14 protein-coding genes and 2 pseudogenes are annotated in these 17404 nt (G+C 70.6%); 8 read left to right on the forward strand and 8 right to left on the reverse strand.

Annotated features, from left to right (window positions below; genetic code table 11):
- Positions 1 to 266 precede the first annotated feature (266 nt).
- From ACH4SE_RS31860 to ACH4SE_RS31870, 3 genes are read right to left on the reverse strand one after another with little or no spacing between them, the layout of a single operon-like run.
- Positions 267 to 1367, reverse strand: a complete 1101-nt coding sequence (locus ACH4SE_RS31860) for a patatin-like phospholipase family protein (protein WP_398547013.1) — start codon at positions 1365 to 1367, stop codon at positions 267 to 269.
- The gene (locus ACH4SE_RS31865) at positions 1364 to 3916 is read right to left on the reverse strand and encodes a ThiF family adenylyltransferase (protein ID WP_398547014.1); all 2553 of its coding nucleotides are present in this window, start codon (positions 3914 to 3916) and stop codon (positions 1364 to 1366) included. The genes ACH4SE_RS31860 and ACH4SE_RS31865 overlap by 4 nt, the downstream gene beginning before the upstream one ends.
- The gene (locus ACH4SE_RS31870) at positions 3913 to 5193 is read right to left on the reverse strand and encodes a hypothetical protein (RefSeq protein WP_398547015.1); all 1281 of its coding nucleotides are present in this window, start codon (positions 5191 to 5193) and stop codon (positions 3913 to 3915) included. Before ACH4SE_RS31870 ends, ACH4SE_RS31865 begins: the two co-directional genes overlap by 4 nt.
- A 715-nt stretch (positions 5194 to 5908) precedes the next feature.
- On the opposite strand from ACH4SE_RS31870, the gene ACH4SE_RS31875 reads away from it, so the two are divergent.
- Positions 5909 to 8611, forward strand: coding sequence for a hypothetical protein (locus tag ACH4SE_RS31875; protein ID WP_398547016.1), 2703 nt, complete (start codon positions 5909 to 5911; stop codon positions 8609 to 8611).
- Between the two features lie 678 nt (positions 8612 to 9289).
- On the opposite strand, the gene ACH4SE_RS31880 is transcribed toward ACH4SE_RS31875, so the two are convergent.
- The 3 genes from ACH4SE_RS31880 to ACH4SE_RS31890 all read right to left on the reverse strand — a co-directional run bounded on the left by ACH4SE_RS31880 (position 9290) and on the right by ACH4SE_RS31890 (position 11629).
- Positions 9290 to 9727, reverse strand: coding sequence for a hypothetical protein (locus ACH4SE_RS31880; protein ID WP_398547017.1), 438 nt, complete (start codon positions 9725 to 9727; stop codon positions 9290 to 9292).
- Positions 9728 to 9942: 215 nt separating this feature from the next.
- On the reverse strand, positions 9943 to 11106 hold the full coding sequence (locus ACH4SE_RS31885) for an MFS transporter (protein ID WP_398547018.1): 1164 nt from the start codon (positions 11104 to 11106) through the stop codon (positions 9943 to 9945).
- 64 nt (positions 11107 to 11170) lie between these two features.
- The gene (locus ACH4SE_RS31890) at positions 11171 to 11629 is read right to left on the reverse strand and encodes an RrF2 family transcriptional regulator (protein ID WP_398547019.1); all 459 of its coding nucleotides are present in this window, start codon (positions 11627 to 11629) and stop codon (positions 11171 to 11173) included.
- A gap of 440 nt (positions 11630 to 12069) precedes the next feature.
- Here ACH4SE_RS31890 and ACH4SE_RS31895 point away from each other — a divergent pair, with 440 nt between their 5' ends.
- From ACH4SE_RS31895 to ACH4SE_RS31925, 7 genes and pseudogenes are all read left to right on the forward strand, one after another.
- Complete coding sequence (locus ACH4SE_RS31895; RefSeq protein WP_398547020.1) at positions 12070 to 12465, forward strand: hypothetical protein; 396 nt, start codon at positions 12070 to 12072, stop codon at positions 12463 to 12465.
- Between the two features lie 80 nt (positions 12466 to 12545).
- The gene (locus ACH4SE_RS31900; protein ID WP_398547021.1) at positions 12546 to 13025 is read left to right on the forward strand and encodes a hypothetical protein; all 480 of its coding nucleotides are present in this window, start codon (positions 12546 to 12548) and stop codon (positions 13023 to 13025) included.
- Between the two features lie 253 nt (positions 13026 to 13278).
- Positions 13279 to 13560, forward strand: a complete 282-nt coding sequence (locus tag ACH4SE_RS31905; RefSeq protein ID WP_398547022.1) for a transposase — start codon at positions 13279 to 13281, stop codon at positions 13558 to 13560.
- 2 nt (positions 13561 to 13562) lie between these two features.
- A complete protein-coding gene (locus ACH4SE_RS31910; protein WP_398547023.1) occupies positions 13563 to 13697 on the forward strand; it encodes a hypothetical protein in 135 nt (44 codons plus the stop codon).
- Between the two features lie 85 nt (positions 13698 to 13782).
- A pseudogene (locus ACH4SE_RS31915) lies at positions 13783 to 13887 on the forward strand (IS5/IS1182 family transposase); the annotation flags it as partial.
- Between the two features lie 196 nt (positions 13888 to 14083).
- Positions 14084 to 14725, forward strand: coding sequence for a gamma carbonic anhydrase family protein (locus tag ACH4SE_RS31920; RefSeq protein ID WP_398547024.1), 642 nt, complete (start codon positions 14084 to 14086; stop codon positions 14723 to 14725).
- A gap of 131 nt (positions 14726 to 14856) precedes the next feature.
- Positions 14857 to 15396: a GNAT family N-acetyltransferase gene (locus ACH4SE_RS31925; protein ID WP_398547025.1), complete on the forward strand. Its 540-nt coding sequence runs from the start codon at positions 14857 to 14859 to the stop codon at positions 15394 to 15396.
- Positions 15397 to 15436: 40 nt separating this feature from the next.
- Here the strand turns inward: ACH4SE_RS31925 and ACH4SE_RS31930 are convergent.
- Positions 15437 to 15608 (reverse strand): annotated as a pseudogene (locus ACH4SE_RS31930) (IS630 family transposase); the annotation flags it as partial.
- Entirely contained in the window at positions 15599 to 17368 is a 1770-nt protein-coding gene (locus ACH4SE_RS31935; RefSeq protein ID WP_398547026.1) for a RecQ family ATP-dependent DNA helicase, read from the reverse strand. The pseudogene ACH4SE_RS31930 and the gene ACH4SE_RS31935, both read right to left, overlap by 10 nt.
- Between the last annotated feature and the right edge of the window lie 36 nt (positions 17369 to 17404).

Consider the following 17404-nt stretch of genomic DNA (forward strand, 5'->3'; position numbering starts at 1 on the left):
TTCGTTCATCCCGTCCTGCCGATCGTGCTGACCGGGGCGGACCTCACCCAGCCGCAGTTCTCTGACGGGCACCTCCACTGGTGGTCTCGGCATGGCCTGCCCGGACTGGCCCAAGAGAGCTGCCGTCGCAACCTGTAGCCCGTACCGGCTCACGCACGCCGCGGCGATGGCCCGGGGTCTGAGGGCGTGGTTTCTCACCCTCCCCTCGCCGCGCTGCGGCGGCGGGCTTCCTGGTGTGCGCAGCGCAGGAATGCGCTGGCTGTATGTCAGCGCTGGGAAGAGCGCAGGTACATCGGCAGGACAGTGCGCATGAGTTGTTCGCCGCGGGTGGTGATGGCGTCGAAGTGAGTGCGGTTCATGGCACGGAAGTTGGTGGGGTAGGTGGCGACTGCGCTGCGCGGGACGAGGTCGGCCGGCGGTGCGGGCAGGCGGTGGTCCTTCATGCCCAGGTAGGCCAGGGCGAAGCCGTCGATACGTCCGCTTGCGGCCCATTCGTGCAGGCGGGAGCGGGCGGAGTCCTGGGCTTTGCGATGGACGGTGACGAAGGAGCGGCTGAGACGGCCGGTCATGAAGTGCGGTGTTTGCAGGGGGAGTTCGCCCACGCCGGCGTCGCAGGCGATGATGAAGGGCACGTCGTAGACGTGCTGGGTGTGGCGCGGTGAGCGTCCGGGTTCCAGGACGGACAGGCCGAGGTTGTCGTAGACGCCGCCGTCGGTGAGCAGCACGGTGTGCTGCTGGCTGTGCCCGTCGTGGTGCTGAAAGGTGAAGGTGCGCTCCAGAGCTGGCAGGAAGGCGGGATAGGCGGCGGAGGCAGCCACGGCGGTGGCGACGTGGACGGGCTCGGTGATGGTGCCGTAGCGGGAGCAGCCGCTGCGGGTACTGCCGAAACGGACGGCGTTGGTGGTGGCCAGGTCGGTGGCGGTCAGAACGACGTCCAGGCCGGGGTGGGTGACGTCGGCCATGGTGGCAGTGGCGAAGGCCTTGCGGGCCAGGACGGCGGCGAGCGCGTCGGTGCGGTTGGCGGGACGGGCGACGCTGACGTCAGTAGTGCGGGTGAACAGTTGGCGGGTGCCGGCACGGGCGCCTGCGGTGAGGTTGCGGATGACGGCAGAGGGCGTAAACGCCTGTCGTGCGATGTCGAGTTGCAGGCCGGAGCGCAGCAGGTCGGTGGTGAGGGCGTCGAAGTCGGCGAAGTCGGGCGGGCCGTAGGCCCATAGGGCGGCGAGCAGGGATCCGCCGGAGATGCCAGAGACGACGCGGATGCGGTCGAGGAGATCGCGGTCATGCAGGGCGCGCAGGCAGCCGAGGTGGAAGGCGGCCGCGCGGGAGCCTCCGCCGGACAGGGCAAGGCCGAGAGTGCGGGTCATGGGCGGGGGTCGTCCGATCGGCGTGGGGCGGGCACGGTGCTGTCGGCGGTGGTGGGGCGGGTGGCGTAGCCGCCGGGCCACCAGAGGGCCGAGCGGGGGCGGCCGGGTGGCAGCGTCTCTGCTGGTGGGGTGGTGGCCGCGGTGGTGCGGGTGGCGAGGCGGGCGTAGAGGTCTGGTCCGTCGCCGGTGGCGAGCCATTTGTCCCAGACGGGTTGCGGTCCGCCGACGATGAGGACGAGGGCGCGGGCGGGGGCGTCGTCCAGGGGCAGGGTCAGCAGTTCCATGGCCGTGCGGTCGGTGGCGCTGGGCTGTGCCGGCGAGTGGGGGTGGGTGTGCCACAGGCCGAGGAAGCGGCTGGTGTTGCCGGTCGCGGTGCGGCGGGCGGCGAGGTGGCGGGTGACGCCGTGCAGGCCGTGCTGGAAGTAGGTCTCGGCCAGCAGGGAGTCCGGGGGCGGTCCGGTGGCCTCGTCGACGTAGATGATGCCGGTGGAGTCGTCGATGGCGCCCAGCAGCATGCCGCCGGTTTCGACGCGCGGGCCGCGGACGCGGGCGCCGCGGCGGGCTTCGGCCCGCATCTCGGCGAGGGCGGCGGGGGCGATACGGAGGTCGTAGCCGGTGGCGTCGTCGGTGACGATTGTGTCGTTGGGCCAGGCCAGCCAGCGCGGTCCGGCGGGCTGGGGGTCGGTGGGGCCGCTCGGGGTGCGGACGGTGAGCGCGGCCATGGTGTGCCGGTCGTCGGGGGCGTTGAGGGCGTGGAGGATGCCGGTCATGAGCTGTCCGGCCAGGGCGGTGACGTCGGCGGCCGAGCCGGTGAAGGTGGCGTCCGAGCAGCCGGGTTCGGGCTGGAAGAGCTCGGTGTGGGGCTCGGTGGGGAAGAAATCCTCGACCATGTCGGCCAGGGCACGGGTGGAATCCTGGCGGGCGGCCAGGGCGGTGCGGCGCAGCACGTCGGTGCCTCCGCCGGTGGCCGAGCGGGGTGAGAGTGCGGCGATGCCGCGGGTGGCCTGGTGGCCGATCATCACGGTGGCCAGGTGCGGCCAGGCGGTCGGGTCGGTGCGGCGGGCGCGTTCGAGGTAGGCCCGTACGACACGGTTGGCGGTGCAGTCCAGGATCAGGTCGAAGGAGTGCACGTCAAGGGCGGAGAAACGGCGGGTGATGTCGGCGACGACGGGCTCGATGCAGGTGGCGTGCGGGGCGATCTCATTGAGGCGGGCGGCAAGGGCGTCGGCCTTGGGATAGCCGATGTCGGCGTCGGCGTAGGGCTGGCGGGCATGGATGCCGGGATGCACGAGTGACTGGTCGACGACGGTGATGTGGGCGGCACCGGCACGGGCGCAGATATCGGCGGCGGGCGCGCCCAGTGCCCCGGCGCCCAGGACAAGGATGCGTTTGCCGTGCAGCCACGCCGCCGGAGTGTGGTGATCGCGGCGGACGGTGACCTCGGGACGGGCCTCGTACAGGCGGATCCACCGGGTGGTCAGGGTGTCGAGCCATTCCTCGCCGATCTGCATGACCTCGTCGCCGAGTTCGGGCAGTTGGCGGTCGACGTAGGCGGTGACGGCGAGACGGGTGAGTTTGTCGGCGAAGTCGGGCAGGTGCCAGGCCACCAGGTGGGTCCGGCGGACGCCGTGGCCGCTGGTCCCCCGGGAGGGGGTGCCCAGCAGCAGGTGGACCGGGGCGGCCGGGTGCGGTGTGCCATCCGGGCCGGTCTGCTCGGCAGTAGTGCGCAGGCGGCGGTTGTGGTCGGCTGCCACGCCGACGAGACCAAGGACCATGCGTGCGGTGATGCGGCCGCGGGCGAGGGCGGTGATGAGCGCACGTGCGGTGTCGGGGTATTCGAAGGTCAGGTGGTCTGCGGTGATCACGGCCGGAGCGAGGAACAACTCGGCGTCGTTGGGGAGTTGGGCTGCGGCGCGGGCATCGGCGAGGGTGGGCGGCCACGGTTGGCCGAAGGGGAGCCAGTGGACCACGTCACTGCGCTCATCACTGATGCGGTGCAGGAGGGCCGCGCCCAGCCACGGCTCGTCGTCCTCGGCGGCGGGCGCATCGCGGCGGACGACGAGCAGACCATCCGCGTAGTCGCCCACCGCGTGGGGTGGGTGCAGGGGCTCGCCGGGCGCATCCAGTTCCCCGGCCGCGGCGGCCCTGAACCAGTCCAGCAGGCGCGTGATGAACCCGTACATGCCGTCGGCCGGGTCCCACTCGGTCGCCGTGGAGCGGTACAGGCACGGGAAATGGGCCCAGACGACGTGCGGGGCCCCGGCGAAGCGGCTGTGCCGGGAGTACACCATCGGGGTCTCGAAGGGGAAGTCCGGCGGGATGTAGAGCGTGACGGGTTCTTCGCTGCGCAGCCGCAGGCCGCCCTCGCCGCGGGGCAGACCGGCGCAGCCCACGCTGATGCGCGCCTCCACGAAGCCCTTAGGGGCCGCGGGTGCCGTGTCCACGTGGGAGAGGAAGACCCCACCGCGGTCGGAGCCTGTGATCTGCCGGAGCTGGTCGAGGGCAAGTTGCTGGCCTGGCGTGACGGCCGTAGTGGTTCGGTCGCTCACGCGTCACCGAATCCCAAGGGCGTGGCGGGCGCGGCCTTGTCTCCGCGGGCCTGTTCGACGGCGCTGCGCGCGGCGGCGGCCGCCCGCGGGGAGGGAAGCGCGGCGGTGGCGGTGAACGCGGCGGCCGGGAAGCGGGTGGTGCCCAGCGCGGCCAGCATCCGGCGGCCACCGCCCGCGGCCTTCATCACCAGGGACTTGCTCTCCAGCTCGGCGACGTCGACGAGTTCGAACCCGAAGAAGGGCTCCAGGGCGAACACCACCGGCCGGGGCTCGTCCTGGGTGGGGTACTCCCCCGTGCACAGCACCGGCAGCACGGTGATCTTCTCGTAGGCGTCACGGGCCAGCAGATGGGGCGGGTTGTGCCCCTTCTCGTCCTGGTCCCGGAAGGGCCGCGAACTGGCGATCACCCGCGCGTCCGCGCTGGCGTAGGTCTCGAACTGGTCGAGGATGTCCTGCTTGCGCTCCTCCTCACCATCCTCGCCCTTGGCGTACATGACCTTCTTGGAGCAGTGGTGCGGGGAGAGCAGCAGGTCCCACTCCACCCGGTCGGTGTTGCCGTAGTACTTGCTGTTGTCGAAGATTTTCTTGATCGTGGGGTAGGCGAGGTCGCCGAGGAGGAGCAGCCGGCCCGTCGTGCCGTCGCCGGTGTGCATGCGGATCTGCAGGGCGAGGGAGGTCTCGTTGCGCTCGCCGGCGCAGTCGCCCTTGAACGGGGCGTGGACGAACGCCTCGAACGTCTCGGACAGGTCGTTGCCATCGATCATTGTGATCGTCTTGCCGGGGAAGGTGAAGTACTCGTCGGGCAGCTCGTTGTAGGAGTGCTGGTCGCGGTCGTCGTCGTAGCCGATGATCCGTACCCGGTTGCCGCTGGCGGGCTCCTCACCGTTCTCGAGGGCCTCCAGGGTGGCGGCGACGCGGCGCTCGACTTCGTCCTGGAAGAGTTGGGCGTCCTGGCACATGGTCTTGTCCTCGGAGATCTCCCGCCACAGCCGGGGTGTTGCCCAGATCTCTCCGATCAGGATGTCGCTGTCCAGCAGGTCACCGAACCCGCAGCAGTGGTCCAGGTCGGCGTGGGTCAGGGCGAACACCGCCAGGTAGGGCGTCTCCCCGTCCAGCCAGTCGGGGCGCGGCAGGGTATCCACCAGCCGGTCGATGACGGCGGCGACCACTGCCCCTTCCTCGTCGGCCTGTTTCATGTCCCGCAGATCGACCTGGAGGACCAGGTCGCCCCCGAGCACGATCGTGGTGGAGTCGCCCGTGCCGACAGGCCAGAACACCACCCCACGCTCAGGAAGTTCCGTCACGACCATGCCCTGCCTCTTAACTCGGCGTTGATCAACTAACGGGAAAACCAAACAAGTTCTCCCTGTCTTCACATCTACCATGCGCCACTGACAACACGGCCTCATCAGGCATTTCATGCGTCAACAGGGCCAACGTCAGGGGTCCTTGCCAGCCCCGGACACGGCCAGCACGCGACCTCTTCGCGAGCAGGGGCGGGACCGGGTGACCATCACGAGGTGGTGACCCACGTGCTGTGTCATCGCTTGCTTTGCGGCCTGACCTGGCATGCCATGCACCAAGATCGGCCGCTACAGGCCGTGGTGAGGCATCCGGCGCGCTACGGGGTGGATCCCGCTCGACGCCCCATGTGCCCCGGCAGGCTCGGCTCTTTCTCACCGCCCGGCCTGGCCGGTCCACGAACCGTCTCGGCAGACGAACATGCGTCACGGCGGGTGCGGCCTGGAAGGCTCCCCGGGCCGGGGGTCCTGGGAGGGCATGCCGTTTCCGTCCGCGAGCTTTTTCCGGATCCCGGCCCCTTGGACCCAGCGTTGACCAGCACCCTGCGCACCAATGCAGTCTCGGCGACGACGAGATTGCCTGCTCCAGCGCCCCTAACGGCCGCCGACATCGCGTTGCGGGAGGCGGCAGGCCCGGACCACCGCGATGCGGGACGTACGGCTGCTGCGGGCGGGCCGCTACCCTGGCGGCGTGCACGACAAGGAACCGCCACCGGCCAGCGACACCGCCACAGGGCCGGCCGCCCCGCTCAATGCGGCACAGCTGCGGCGGATCACGTCCCTGCACCGCGGGTTCACCTACCAGAACCTGTACGCCGTGGGCTGCCTGCTGCGGCTGCGTCAGGCCGGTGCGCAAACGCTGCTGATGGAGCTGGACGAGGACCTGGAGGTCGTGCTTCCGGATCGGTATCTCTACCTGCAGGTCAAGACCCGGCAGGGCAATCTGATGTGGAGCGACATCAGGGGGTCGGTCGAGCAGTTCGCCAAGCTACGCGCCGAGCACACGGCAGGGCGGCGCCTCGGCACGCCCAAGCTGGTCGTGGTCAGCAATACCGCACCGGGGCCAGATCTGCTGCGACGGACCCAGCAGCCGGGCTGGCCGGCGGGCGTGTCGCTGGTGTGGCCGGGCCATCCCGATCCGCAGGAGACGTGGCTGCCGCCCGCTGCTGCGGATCTCACCGGTGTCCTGCAGTGGTGCACCGAGCAGGCCGCCCAGGTGCCGTTCGGGTCCCTGGGAGCGCAGACGCTGGTGTGGAAGCTGGCTGCCCGCGTCCAGTACGCGAGTGCCGGAGCCCATCGGCGAGCCTTTCATGCCGGTGAACTGCCCGCCCTGTACGAGCAGTTCGTCGAGGAGCTGCAGGCCTTTCCCCAGGTTCCCGACGTCTACTGGCCGCATGGCAGCGAACCGGAGCTGACGGGCGAGCAGCGCGTGCGGCTGGTGACGGGCTTCTCCGGGGCCGGGAAGACGACCTGGGCGGCGAACGCCGCCGCCCGGTGCCCGCTCCCGGTGACCTACTTCGATGCCGGCCAGATGCCGCCCGCGGTGGTGCCCGGTGCGCTGGCCCGGGAGGTTGCTGCCCGGCACCTGAGCGGGCCCGATGCCGTCAACCTGCCGAGCGGGGCCGGCATCGACGTCCTTCGGGCCGTGCACGGCCGCCTGGCCCACGACGGCACAGCCATCGCGGTCGTCATCGACAACGTGCACGACCTCCCGTCCGACGACGTACGGCTGCTTGTCCAGGCGCTGCCGACGGCCCGGATCATGCTGCTGGGCCACCCCCACCCGGAGCAGACCGCGCTCGCCGCGCATTTGGGTCTCATCGCCGAGTCCCTGCCCGGCTGGGACACCGACACCGTGGCCGCCGTCTTCGCTGCCGAAGGCTGCACCCTGGACTACCCCACCGCACAGCGGGCCTTGGCGCTCACAGCTGGTTTGCCGCTGTACATCCTCAACTCCGCGGCTCTCACCCGCACTCTCTACGCAGGTGACGGTGCAGCCTTCTGCGCGTCGGTGCAGGAGCAGACCCACCTCGCCCCCACGGCCCAGGAACGCATCCTGGCAGAGACTTTCGGGCACCTGTCCGTGCCGGCACGCACGATGGCCGGCCTCATGGCCATCGCCGAAGTGCCCCTGAGCAGCCCGGAATTGCAGCGGCTGGCGGCAGCAGCGGGACCGACACGTCCCGCTGCCGCGGCCGGGGCCGTGCGCGAACTCGCAGGGCTCGGCCTCGTGCAGACATTCGCCGACGGTTTCGCCAAACTCCACGATGCGGCCGCGCCGTTGGCCCTCCATGCGTCGCATGACCTGCCTGAGGAAGCCGCCCGCCGTGTCGAGCAGACCCTGGCTGATCTTGTCGAGGGCCACAGGGAGCTGCCGCGGCTGGCCCGCTGGATGCGGCTGCTCGCCGATACCGGCCAGATCGACCTCTTGCTGGGGATCACCAGTCAGGAGGGGTTCTACGAGGGTGGCTTCCCGCGCGAGCTGCGCACGGTGATCGCGGAGGTGGCGCAGGAAGCGGGTCGGGACGCCGTCGACCGCCTTGATGCGCACAGTGCGTTGGCCGCCTGGGCATATGGGGACAACGACTGGGAGGCCTACGCACGCCACGTCCGCGCCATGGAAGCCCTCGCCGCAGAGGGCAGCAGCGGGATCGGACCACGCGAGAAGGTCCTGGTGGCCATCCGCCAGTTCCCTCTGTACGGGCGCACCGGTGACATCGAAACCCTCGATGCTGCGTTCAGGACAGCCCTGGCTGAGCTTCCCGCCCCCTCTTTCTTGGAGCGATCTCTGCGCTACGGCTACGTTCAGGGGCTCTACCACGCGGGCAGCTACCGAGCCGCAGGCCCCGCAGCCCTGGAGCTCGCCGACGCCTACTGCGATCACCTCGGCCTGAATCTGGCCGACCTCCACGGCCCCACCGAGGCGCTGCAGCAAGCCTGCTTGAACAGCGAGACACCCGACGACTACAAGCGCCTCGCCGACTGCTTCGCCATGCATGTCAAGTGCTGCCGTCAGCTCAAACTCGACTACGGCAGCGCCGCGTTCCCCGCGATGAAGCTCTACATGGTCGCTGGGGCCTGGCGATCCGCCGTCGACCTCGGCCAGGATGTGGTCGAGACCCTCCTGTGCTTCGACGAAGCACAGGGCGCCCTGAGCCTGATCGACCGGCAGCTCCTGCCCATCACTCAGGCCTACAACCTGCCCGAACTCATCGTCGGGCTCAGGTCTCACCGAGCCGTGGTCCTCGCCTGTACCGGAGACATCGCTGCGGCCAGAGCAGAGATCAGCAGCCTCACACGGTACGAGCCCACCCCAGCACAGGCCGACGACATTCGCGAGCAGGCCAGCATCATCGAGGAACTCGCTGCTCAACAGGCACAAGGCCGCCCCTGACCCACCCCGCCAAGCAGGTCGATCGCCTGTTCCCTCAAACCGGCGCGCTGGCCATCCGGCTGGCGACACCGCACACTCTTACACGCCTCTAACCTGCGCAAATGCGAGGAACCCTATAAGGGTTCCCGTGGTAGTTGCGGCTTTCCAGCTCCATTACGGACTCGCAGCTCACAGCGCCACGTACCGCTGGCCATAGCCACACAGAACGCAACCTATACAGGTCAGATACCACCCAATTCGGGCCGTGCCTATCCAGCTTGACCACGTGTGCCCAGCTCACATCCTGAAGCGCTCCAGATCAGAACCAGGAATCCACACCGCACACAAGCCGACAAATGGGCGGCGAACATGGCGGCCGCCCGGCAGTTCCACACCCGCGAAGGCCACCTTCCCGTCCCCGCAAGCACATCGAAGAACTCGACGGCGCGTCCTGCAAGCTGGGCCTGTTCGTGGACAATGCCCGCAGGCGGGCCGACAAGCTCACCCCCGAACGACGCCAGGAGCTGATCGAGCTCGGCATGCGCTGGCAGATGACGTGACGTTGTTGAGGCTCCCTGAAGTCACGAAGCCTCATCAACGTCGGAGACCGGGCATGGCCCTTTCTGTGTGCCGCCCTGCAGCCCCATCACAGCCGCCGCCAACGGCACCGCGCTCGCTGGGGAACCGGCGATGCCGACGTCAGTCCGCGGTGACACCCCAGTAGCCGATCTGAGCGGGCTGCCCCTCGTGGTACAGCACAGTGCAGTTCCCGCAGGCACGCTCGGGATAGTCCAGTCGGCCGGCCTTCAGGGCATCACGCCACTCAGCCTGCGTGGGCCGGCCGTTCGGGCACCAGGCCCGGACCTCCGCGTCGGTCAACGGCCGCATGAACGGACCCCATTCGCTGTGGGCAGCGTCCACCACGCGTATCTGGTCCAGTACAGTGCCCGTTCCCCCGGTCATGATGTACTCCCGCCACTCCTCGTCCTGCCACAACTCGTCCATGGTCAGGCCGTCGAAGCCGTGGCTGTCCCGGGCCAGCTCCTGCTCCTGCGCCTGCCGGAACGCCGCTGCGAGATCCTGCTGATACGGACCTGTCTGGCTCCACCCGTCGCCACCCATGTCTTCGTCCTCCATTCGAGTTGCTGATCAGTGGCCGCAGCGTACGGCCCGGCACCGACAACGACCCGCCGACGCGAGCGGGTCGGCATCGTCGTGGTTGGCGCCGTAGAGACGAGGCGTCATCACACCACCAAGGTGCCGCAGGGTATGGGCAACCCCTTCCCCGCGAGGCTTGGGCAGCCTCGCAAGGGCTCTCGCCCCGTGGCCTTTCGTGCTCGTTTTGGCGTGTGTCAGCGGCCGGCTGCGGCGGGACGGAGGCGGAACGACAGCCCGAGGTTCCACAGCAGCGCCGCGAGAGCCGCGGCGGCTGCGGCGAGGCACAGGGGCGTTCTTCCCGCGCTGAGGAGGATGCCGCCGAGTGCGTTGCCGAGTGCGATTCCGGCGTAGAGGGCGGAGGCGTTCGACCCGATGGTCACCGGTCCGCTCCCTGGTGCGGCCGCGAGGAGGCGGTGCTGTTGCGGCGGGGTCTGCATCCAGCTCGCCGTGCCCCAGAGCGCAGCCGCCGCGACCACGAGGATCGCGGACGGGTGGCTCGCCAGAACCGCGAACGACAGGGCCATCACGACGTATGCGACGGCCAGCGTCCGGCCGGATCCGAGCAGGTCGGTCAGGTGCCCGCTCGCGAGCGACCCGCACACCGCACCGACGCCGTAGGCGGTGAGCACGCCGACGAGCCACCCGTGGCCACCCCCCGGGAGCAGGGTCGAGGCGTAGGCGTACGGGACGTAGGCGGCTGTCATCCCCAGGACGGTGAGGGCGAGGATCGCGACGACACGAGGTCGCCTCAGCGGCGCGAGCCGCTCCACGATGCGCTGACGTGCCCCGGCGGGAGGGTCCGGCGCGGTGCGGTGGATGACGAGCGCCGCGCCCCCGGCCAGCACCGCGACACCGAGCAGCGCCGCGCGCCAGCTCGTGATGGTGGCCAGGACGCTGCCGAGGGGGACGCCCACCGCAGTGGCGACGGTGAGGCCGGAGATCACGAGGGCCAGTGCCCGTCCGCGGTGACGCTCCCCGGCGACGCGGGCCGCGAGAACACCGGCGGCCGGTGTCACGATCGATGCCGCCAGCGCCGCAAGCACCCGCCCGGCGAGGAACAGCCCGAAGCCGGTGCTCACCGCGCACAGGACGTTGGCCGCGGCGAGGACGACCAGCGCGACGGCGATCACACGCCGCGGACGGACCGCGCTGGTCAGCGCCGCGAGCACCGGAGCGGCCACCGCGTACGCCACGGCGAACACGGTCACGGACAAGCCCGCCGTCGCCGTCGACACGGCCATGTCGCCCGCCAGCGCCGGGAGGAAACCCGCGACGACCCAGGCGTCGGTTCCGACCGCGACCGTCGCGGCGAGCAGCGGCAGCAGGCGAGGCCACCACCGCGGGTTATCGATACTCATTGTCCACAATCTTTCGATGCTCGTAGGGAACGGCGACCGGCTTCACCGGCGTCCGCCGCCGCGGTCAGACCAGGGTGGCGACGGTGCGCTCGCGGACGACCGAGCCGGTCCGCTCGGCGATGTCGGCGATGCTCTCGGCCGCCAGCGCGGCTCGATACGCCATCTCGGCGCGCGACATGGCATGGGCGACGGCGCACTGCCCGGAGCGGGCGCCGAGGCTCCCGGACCGGCCGGCCGACCGGATCTCCTCGCACCGGAACGCCGGCGAGCGCCCCTCGACGGCGGCCACGACGTCCATCAGGGAGATCGCCCCCGCCGCGCGCGCCAGCACGAAGCCACCCGACTGCCCGCGTGCCGCCTGCGCGATCCCGTCCGCAACGAGAGCGCGCAGGGTCTTCTGCAGATACGCGGGCGGCAGACCGAAGAACTCGGCCAGCTGCGCAGACGTCACGGGCCGGCCTTCGAGCCAGTGCATGACCAGGCAGCAGTGCATTGCTGCTTCGACACCCTTGCCCATCTTCATAGCGGACATCATATATCCACTTGGAGTGGGCCGTGGCGACTTCCTGCTCGGCGGCGTGCATCGGGTGCAGCAGGACAAGCGCGGCCACCGCGTTCGCGGACCTCATCTCGCCGCGCTCGGCGAGGGACGGGACGGCGGCCGGCGAGACCCACTCCCGGCGGTAGGACGCGAAGCCGTCCTCGGGCCGGGCCGGCCGCCGTATTCGGCCGTCGTGGACCACTGGCGAGCGGAACCGCCGCGGAGGGCGTAGGCGACAGGGGTTCCTGACCAGGATGGTGGCGGCCTGTTTGCGTACCTGCCCCGGCGGACGCAAGCAGCGGCCGACTCGGACGGCTCCACCGCGGGTGCCCTGACCGAGGAGCGCCGCAACGTCCCCGGGGGGCGATCGACCCTGCGTGGCGCTCGGCCCGGCCGGTCGCCCGGCAGCGCCACTACCGGCTGTGACGCGCCCTCATCACTGCCGGCTCCCCCAGGGCGACGACCTCGGCGCACGAATCCAGACCCAGCGGCACGGCTGGGAGGAGTTGCTGCCCGCACAGGCCTGGATGCTCGAACGCATGCTCCACCTCTCCCCCGGCGGAGGCCTCGGCGCGGCCGCCAGCGCTCCGTACACAGGCGGACAAGTGGGCGGCGAACATCCGGGCGGCGAGGCAGATCCACGCCCGCAGGGCAGCCTGCAAGCCGTGCCCCGCAAGGCCGTCATCCAACTCACCGAGCCGGACGGATCGCAGACCACCGTGAAGGTGGGGATGTTCATCGACAACTGCGGGCGCCGGGCCGACAAGCTGGAGCCCGAGCGGCGCGCGGAACCCGACGTACTCGGCACGTGCTGGTAGCGCAGGATCCGGCCAGGTCGCCGGTCGCCGTGATCCAGTATTCACGCCACGGCTCGGCGAGAGCCTGACACGCTTCAGTCATGTCGGAGGCCAACGGACCAGGTGATGAGCAGACCGAGGGAGAGCAGCGGGCCCATGCCGTAGCACGAGCCGAATTGGACGCATTTATCGCTGAGTGCGAAGTCCAGGAGAACAAGCACGCCTCCAGAGCACGACGATGGGAATGGATCCGTGTGATCTTGGGACTCCCTGCGGTCGTGCTCGCCACGATCGCAGGCGCCACAGGACTGTCGTCATCCGGGGCACGAGTCCCTGCCGCGCTGTGCGCGCTCATCAGCGGGTGCCTCGTGTCGGTATCCACCTTCCTGCGGCCCGACGCCCGAAACGTGTCCGCGACGGAGCGGAAGAGGGCCTACCGCTTGCTCCGCACCGAAGCACGTCTCGCCGCCATACGCATGGAAACATCCGATATCGCGGACCCGATACGCATGCTTGAGGACCTGCAGGAACGCCGAAGAATGATCATCACCGGCCGACTCGATCAGTTACTCACAGAGTGAACCAGTCCCGGGACGTGGATGCCGGACAACATGCTCCACCCGTCCCCGGCGGAGCCTGACCAGCGGCCGCCACCGCCCCGTACGCAGGGGCGCGAAGTCGTCGGCATCGGGCGCCGTCACCGTGGCCAGCCGGTCTGAGGGCCCGGGCCTGACCCGTGCCCGCAGCCGTGTGGCCCTGCCTGACACGAGGTGCCACAACCGGGCCCGGCTGCATACCCGGTGGCCTGGTGGCGGTGGCTGGTAGAAATCGGGCGTGGCGCGTTTTGACGTGACGGATGCCGAATGCGCTCTGATCGAGCCGCACTTGCCGGTAGCGGCCACCGGGCCGTTGCCGCGGCGGGTGCGGAACCAGTTCAGGGTGCTGTGGAGGTTTCGCACCGGCAGCGGCTGGCGTGACGTCCCGGACCGGTACGGGCTCTGGTCCACGGCCTACTCCCGGTTCAGCAACTGGTCCAAGGCCGGGGTGTTCCAGGGCCTCATGGAGGCGTTGATCGCCGAGGCGGCCGGGGAGGTCAGGTCGGCCTGGAGCTGGTGAGTGTGGACTCCACGATCGTGCGGGCGCATCACGAATCGGCGGGTCTGGCCGTGGCCGGGGAGACCCTGGACGCCCTGGAACAGGCCCTGACCGAGGAAAAGGGGGCTCCCCGCACCAACCACCGGTGCTGCGGGTGATCCGCAGGGGGCCGGTGCGGACATGGGTGGCACGCACGCGCCGGACCCGGACAGGGCTGCAACGCGGCGGCGCCGCAGGGCCAGGGCGGACGCCGCCGGGCTCGGCCGGTCCCGAGGCGGACTGAGCAGCAAGACCCATGCCACGGTCGACGCCACAGGACTGCCGCTGTCGTTCGTCCTGACCCGTGGCCGCGGACAGGGCCTACTCATCGAAGGCCAACCGGGCCTCTTTTCACCACGTGATCCGAACCCCCAACAGGCCCTGGTGCCGCATAAGCCACTGTTCGCCCTGTAAGTGCCTCAGATCTCCGATGGCGCGGGTCGTGACGAACGTGAGGTCCAAAATTCGCAGGCGCGCTCACGGTCGGTCGGGTGAGAATTCGCTCATGATCGCTGAAACGCAGGGAATCCGTATCCGGCATCGCGGGCATGAACCGCAGGTCCATCCCACCGCCTACATCGCCCCGACGGCCACGCTGGTCGGTGATGTCCGCGTGGGGCCGAGAGCGCGGGTGATGTACGGAGCGGTGCTCGATGCCGAGGGGTCTCGGATCGAGGTCGGGGAGGCGGCGGTGATCTGCGAGAACGCGGTGCTGCGCGGGTCTGCGGTCGCCGGCGATCAGCCGGTGCTCGTCGGCGACCACGTCTTCGTGGGGCCGCATGCCACGCTGCTGGGCTGCGAGGTCGGCAGGTGCGTCTACGTGGCGACCGCGGCGACGGTGCTGCAGGGCGCACGGTTGGGGGCCGGCTCGGTTGTCGCTGTCGGCGCGCTGGTCCATGCCCGCACCGTTCTCCCGGACGAGTACTTCGTGCCGCCGCACACCGTGGCACTTGACGCGCCGGTGCGGCTGCTGGCCCCTGGCGATCCGGGCCTGGCCGAGGCCATCGGCCGGGTGGGATTCGCGCAGGTGGCGTTCGGCGTCGAAACGGAGTGGACCGACAGGATCAACCGGTACGAGCACATCGCGGAGGTACGCGTCGCCGAGTTCGGCACGCATGCCGACGACGAGGTACTGAATCTCGGCTAGTGCTGTGACCGCAAAGATTCACCGGGTTGGTGGCGGCTCCGTGCGTTGTGGGCGGAGTCGTGCCTCTGGGGCGGTGCCACGCAGGAGAAGAGAGATTGCCCTGGGGGCAGAGCCCATGTTGGCTGTGCAGCATGGCTGAACTGCGTACCGACCGCCTCGTCCTGCGCCGATGGCGTGACTCCGATCTTGAACCGTGGGCGGCGATGAATGCCGATCCCGAGGTGCGGGAGCACTTGGGCGACCTGCTCACCCGCGAACAGAGTGATGACTCCGTGGCGCGGTTCCAGGCCGAGTTCGACCAGCGGGGTTACGGGTGGTGGGCGGTCGAGGTGGAGGCCACGGGCGAGTTCATCGGCTTCGCGGGCTTGGACGAAGTGGACGAGTACATGCCGTTCACGGGGGTGGAGATCGGCTGGCGGCTCGCCCGCTCGGCCTGGGGCCACGGCTACGCCACCGAGGCTGCGCTGACAGTCCTGGCCCACGGCTTCGACACTCTCGAACTTCCCGAGATCCTCGCTGTCACCACAGCCACCAACCTTCGTTCGCAGGCGGTGATGCGCCGGATCGGCATGACCCGGGACCCGGCTGAAGACTTCGACGACCCCACCGAGCCCGAAGGTCCGCGGCGTCCGAACGTGCTGTACCGCATCGCCCGCGGTACGAGGACCTGACGTTCTTCACCGAGGTCGCTTGATCAGCGGTCGCGAGGGGACGTCCGTCCCAGCGAATGCCCTTCTCGCTGCGGATGCGGGCGCCCTCGCGGCGCTGGGTGGCCAGGACGTCGGGCGCAGGTGTTGCGCCAGCGCAGGTGGGCGTGCAGGGCCCGGGTCCGGGCAGCGTGGTTGCGGTGGTTGGAGTGGCGGCGGTGAACTCTCAGCGGGCCTGGCCGGGCAGCACCGCGAGCAGCTGCCTGTGCGTCACCACATCGAGCGACAGCGTACGGTAGCCGACCGACGCGAAGAGGACCGTCAGCCTTCCGTCGCCCTCGCTCATCACCTCGCCCTCGCCCCACCGCTCGTGGTGCACGCGGACACCGGGACGGTACGGATGGGCGTCCGCGGCGGGTTCCTGCGGGGCCGCGCCCGTGCTGCCCGCACCCCGGCGGAGCCGGCCGCCCCGCGCGGGCGCCCCGGCGCGGCCGGACCGCTGCTCCCGCCCTGCGGGTACCCCCGGGCCTTCGCCCGGCAGCGGTTCCGCGGCCCGCCCGGCGCAGACGTCGCAGGCCCCGCAGGGTGTCGTGACGGTCTCCCCGAAGTAGCCGAGCAGGAAGGCGCGGCGGCAGCCGGCGGTCTCCGCGTAGCCGCGCATCATCTCGACCCGGGACTCCTCCAGCCGGCGGTGCGCGGTGTCCGCGGCGAGCGCGCCGGCGACCGCCGCATCGACGGCGCCGTCGGTGTCCTGCCCCGTCCAGCGGCTGCCCGTGCGCCCGGTGTGCACCGCCCCCGCCTCCTCCAGCAGGTTGAGCACGGCCGACAGCCGGGTGGCGCTCAGGTCGCACGCGTCCCGCAGTTTCGTCGCGCCGACCGGCCCGCCGGCCTCCCGCAGCCGCTCGGCCACCCGCTGCAGCACGTCGGCGTCCGGCGCCCCGGCGGCGAAGAACCGCTGGAGGCCGAGGTCCTGCGGACGGTACGCCAGGATCGCCCGAGCGGGGGCCCCGTCGCGCCCGGCCCGCCCGATCTCCTGGTAGTAGGCGTCCAGCGACCCCGGCACCGCGGCGTGCAGGACGAAGCGCACGTCGGGCTTGTCGATGCCCATCCCGAAGGCGGACGTGGCGACGACCACGTCCACGTCGCCGGCGAGGAAGCGGTCCTGGACGTCGCCGCGCTCGCGGGCCGGCAGCCCCGCATGGTAGCTCCTGGCCGACAGGCCGAGCTCCGCCAGGTCGGCGGCGATGGAGTCGGCCTGCCTGCGGGTCGCGGCGTAGACGATGCCGGGCTTGGCCTCCACCGCCGCCCGCTCCACGGTGAAGCGGTCCCTGGCCGCCTTGTCCTGGAAGGACGCCACCTCCAGGGCGATGTTCGGGCGGTCGAAGCCGGCCACGATCTCCACCGGGCTGCGCATGCCGAGCCGTTCGGCGATGTCCCGGCGCACCGGTGCGGCGGCGCTCGCGGTCAGCGCCAGCACCGGCGGATTGCCGAGGCTCTCTCGGGCCTGGCGCAGCCGCAGGTAGTCCGGGCGGAAGTCGTGGCCCCACGAGGTGACGCAGTGCGCCTCGTCGACGACGAGCAGCCGGGGCCGTACCGCGGCGAGCTTTGCGGTCACCTCCGGCTTGGCCAGCTGCTCGGGCGCCAGGAAGACCACGTCGACGCGGGAGGCGCTGATCCGGTCCCACGCGCTCTCGGTGTCGCCGCGCCGCTGCGCGGAGTTGACCGCGGCAGCACGCAGCGCGCCGGAGGCGAGCAGGCCCTGCATCTGGTCCCGCTGGAGGGCGATGAGCGGCGAGACCACCACGACGGGCCCGCCCAGCAGCGCCGCCGGCACCTGGTAGACGGCCGACTTGCCCGCCCCGGTCGGCATCACGGCGAGCACGTCGCGGCCCTTCATCACCTCCTTCATCGCCGTGAGCTGCGCCGGACGCAGCCGCTCCCAGCCGAAGACCCGGCGGGCGGTGCTGCGCAGCCTGCGTGACGCGAACAGGAACATGCTTCTCCTCGGGACCGGAACGGCGGTGTGCCGGGC

Source organism: Streptomyces sp. NPDC020983 (assembly GCF_044333485.1).
Lineage (GTDB): Bacteria > Actinomycetota > Actinomycetes > Streptomycetales > Streptomycetaceae > Actinacidiphila.

Bases quoted from the DNA above. Each gene is read 5' to 3' on its own strand.
- ACH4SE_RS31885 (WP_398547018.1), bottom strand. From the start codon at position 11,106: ATGAGTATCGATAACCCGCGGTGGTGGCCTCGCCTGCTGCCGCTGCTC.
- ACH4SE_RS31935 (WP_398547026.1), bottom strand. From the start codon at position 17,368: ATGTTCCTGTTCGCGTCACGCAGGCTGCGCAGCACCGCCCGCCGGGTC.
- ACH4SE_RS31900 (WP_398547021.1), top strand. From the start codon at position 12,546: ATGTCGGAGGCCAACGGACCAGGTGATGAGCAGACCGAGGGAGAGCAG.
- ACH4SE_RS31880 (WP_398547017.1), bottom strand. From the start codon at position 9,727: ATGGAGGACGAAGACATGGGTGGCGACGGGTGGAGCCAGACAGGTCCG.
- ACH4SE_RS31920 (WP_398547024.1), top strand. From the start codon at position 14,084: ATGATCGCTGAAACGCAGGGAATCCGTATCCGGCATCGCGGGCATGAA.
- ACH4SE_RS31860 (WP_398547013.1), bottom strand. From the start codon at position 1,367: ATGACCCGCACTCTCGGCCTTGCCCTGTCCGGCGGAGGCTCCCGCGCG.
- ACH4SE_RS31890 (WP_398547019.1), bottom strand. From the start codon at position 11,629: ATGAAGATGGGCAAGGGTGTCGAAGCAGCAATGCACTGCTGCCTGGTC.
- ACH4SE_RS31925 (WP_398547025.1), top strand. From the start codon at position 14,857: ATGGCTGAACTGCGTACCGACCGCCTCGTCCTGCGCCGATGGCGTGAC.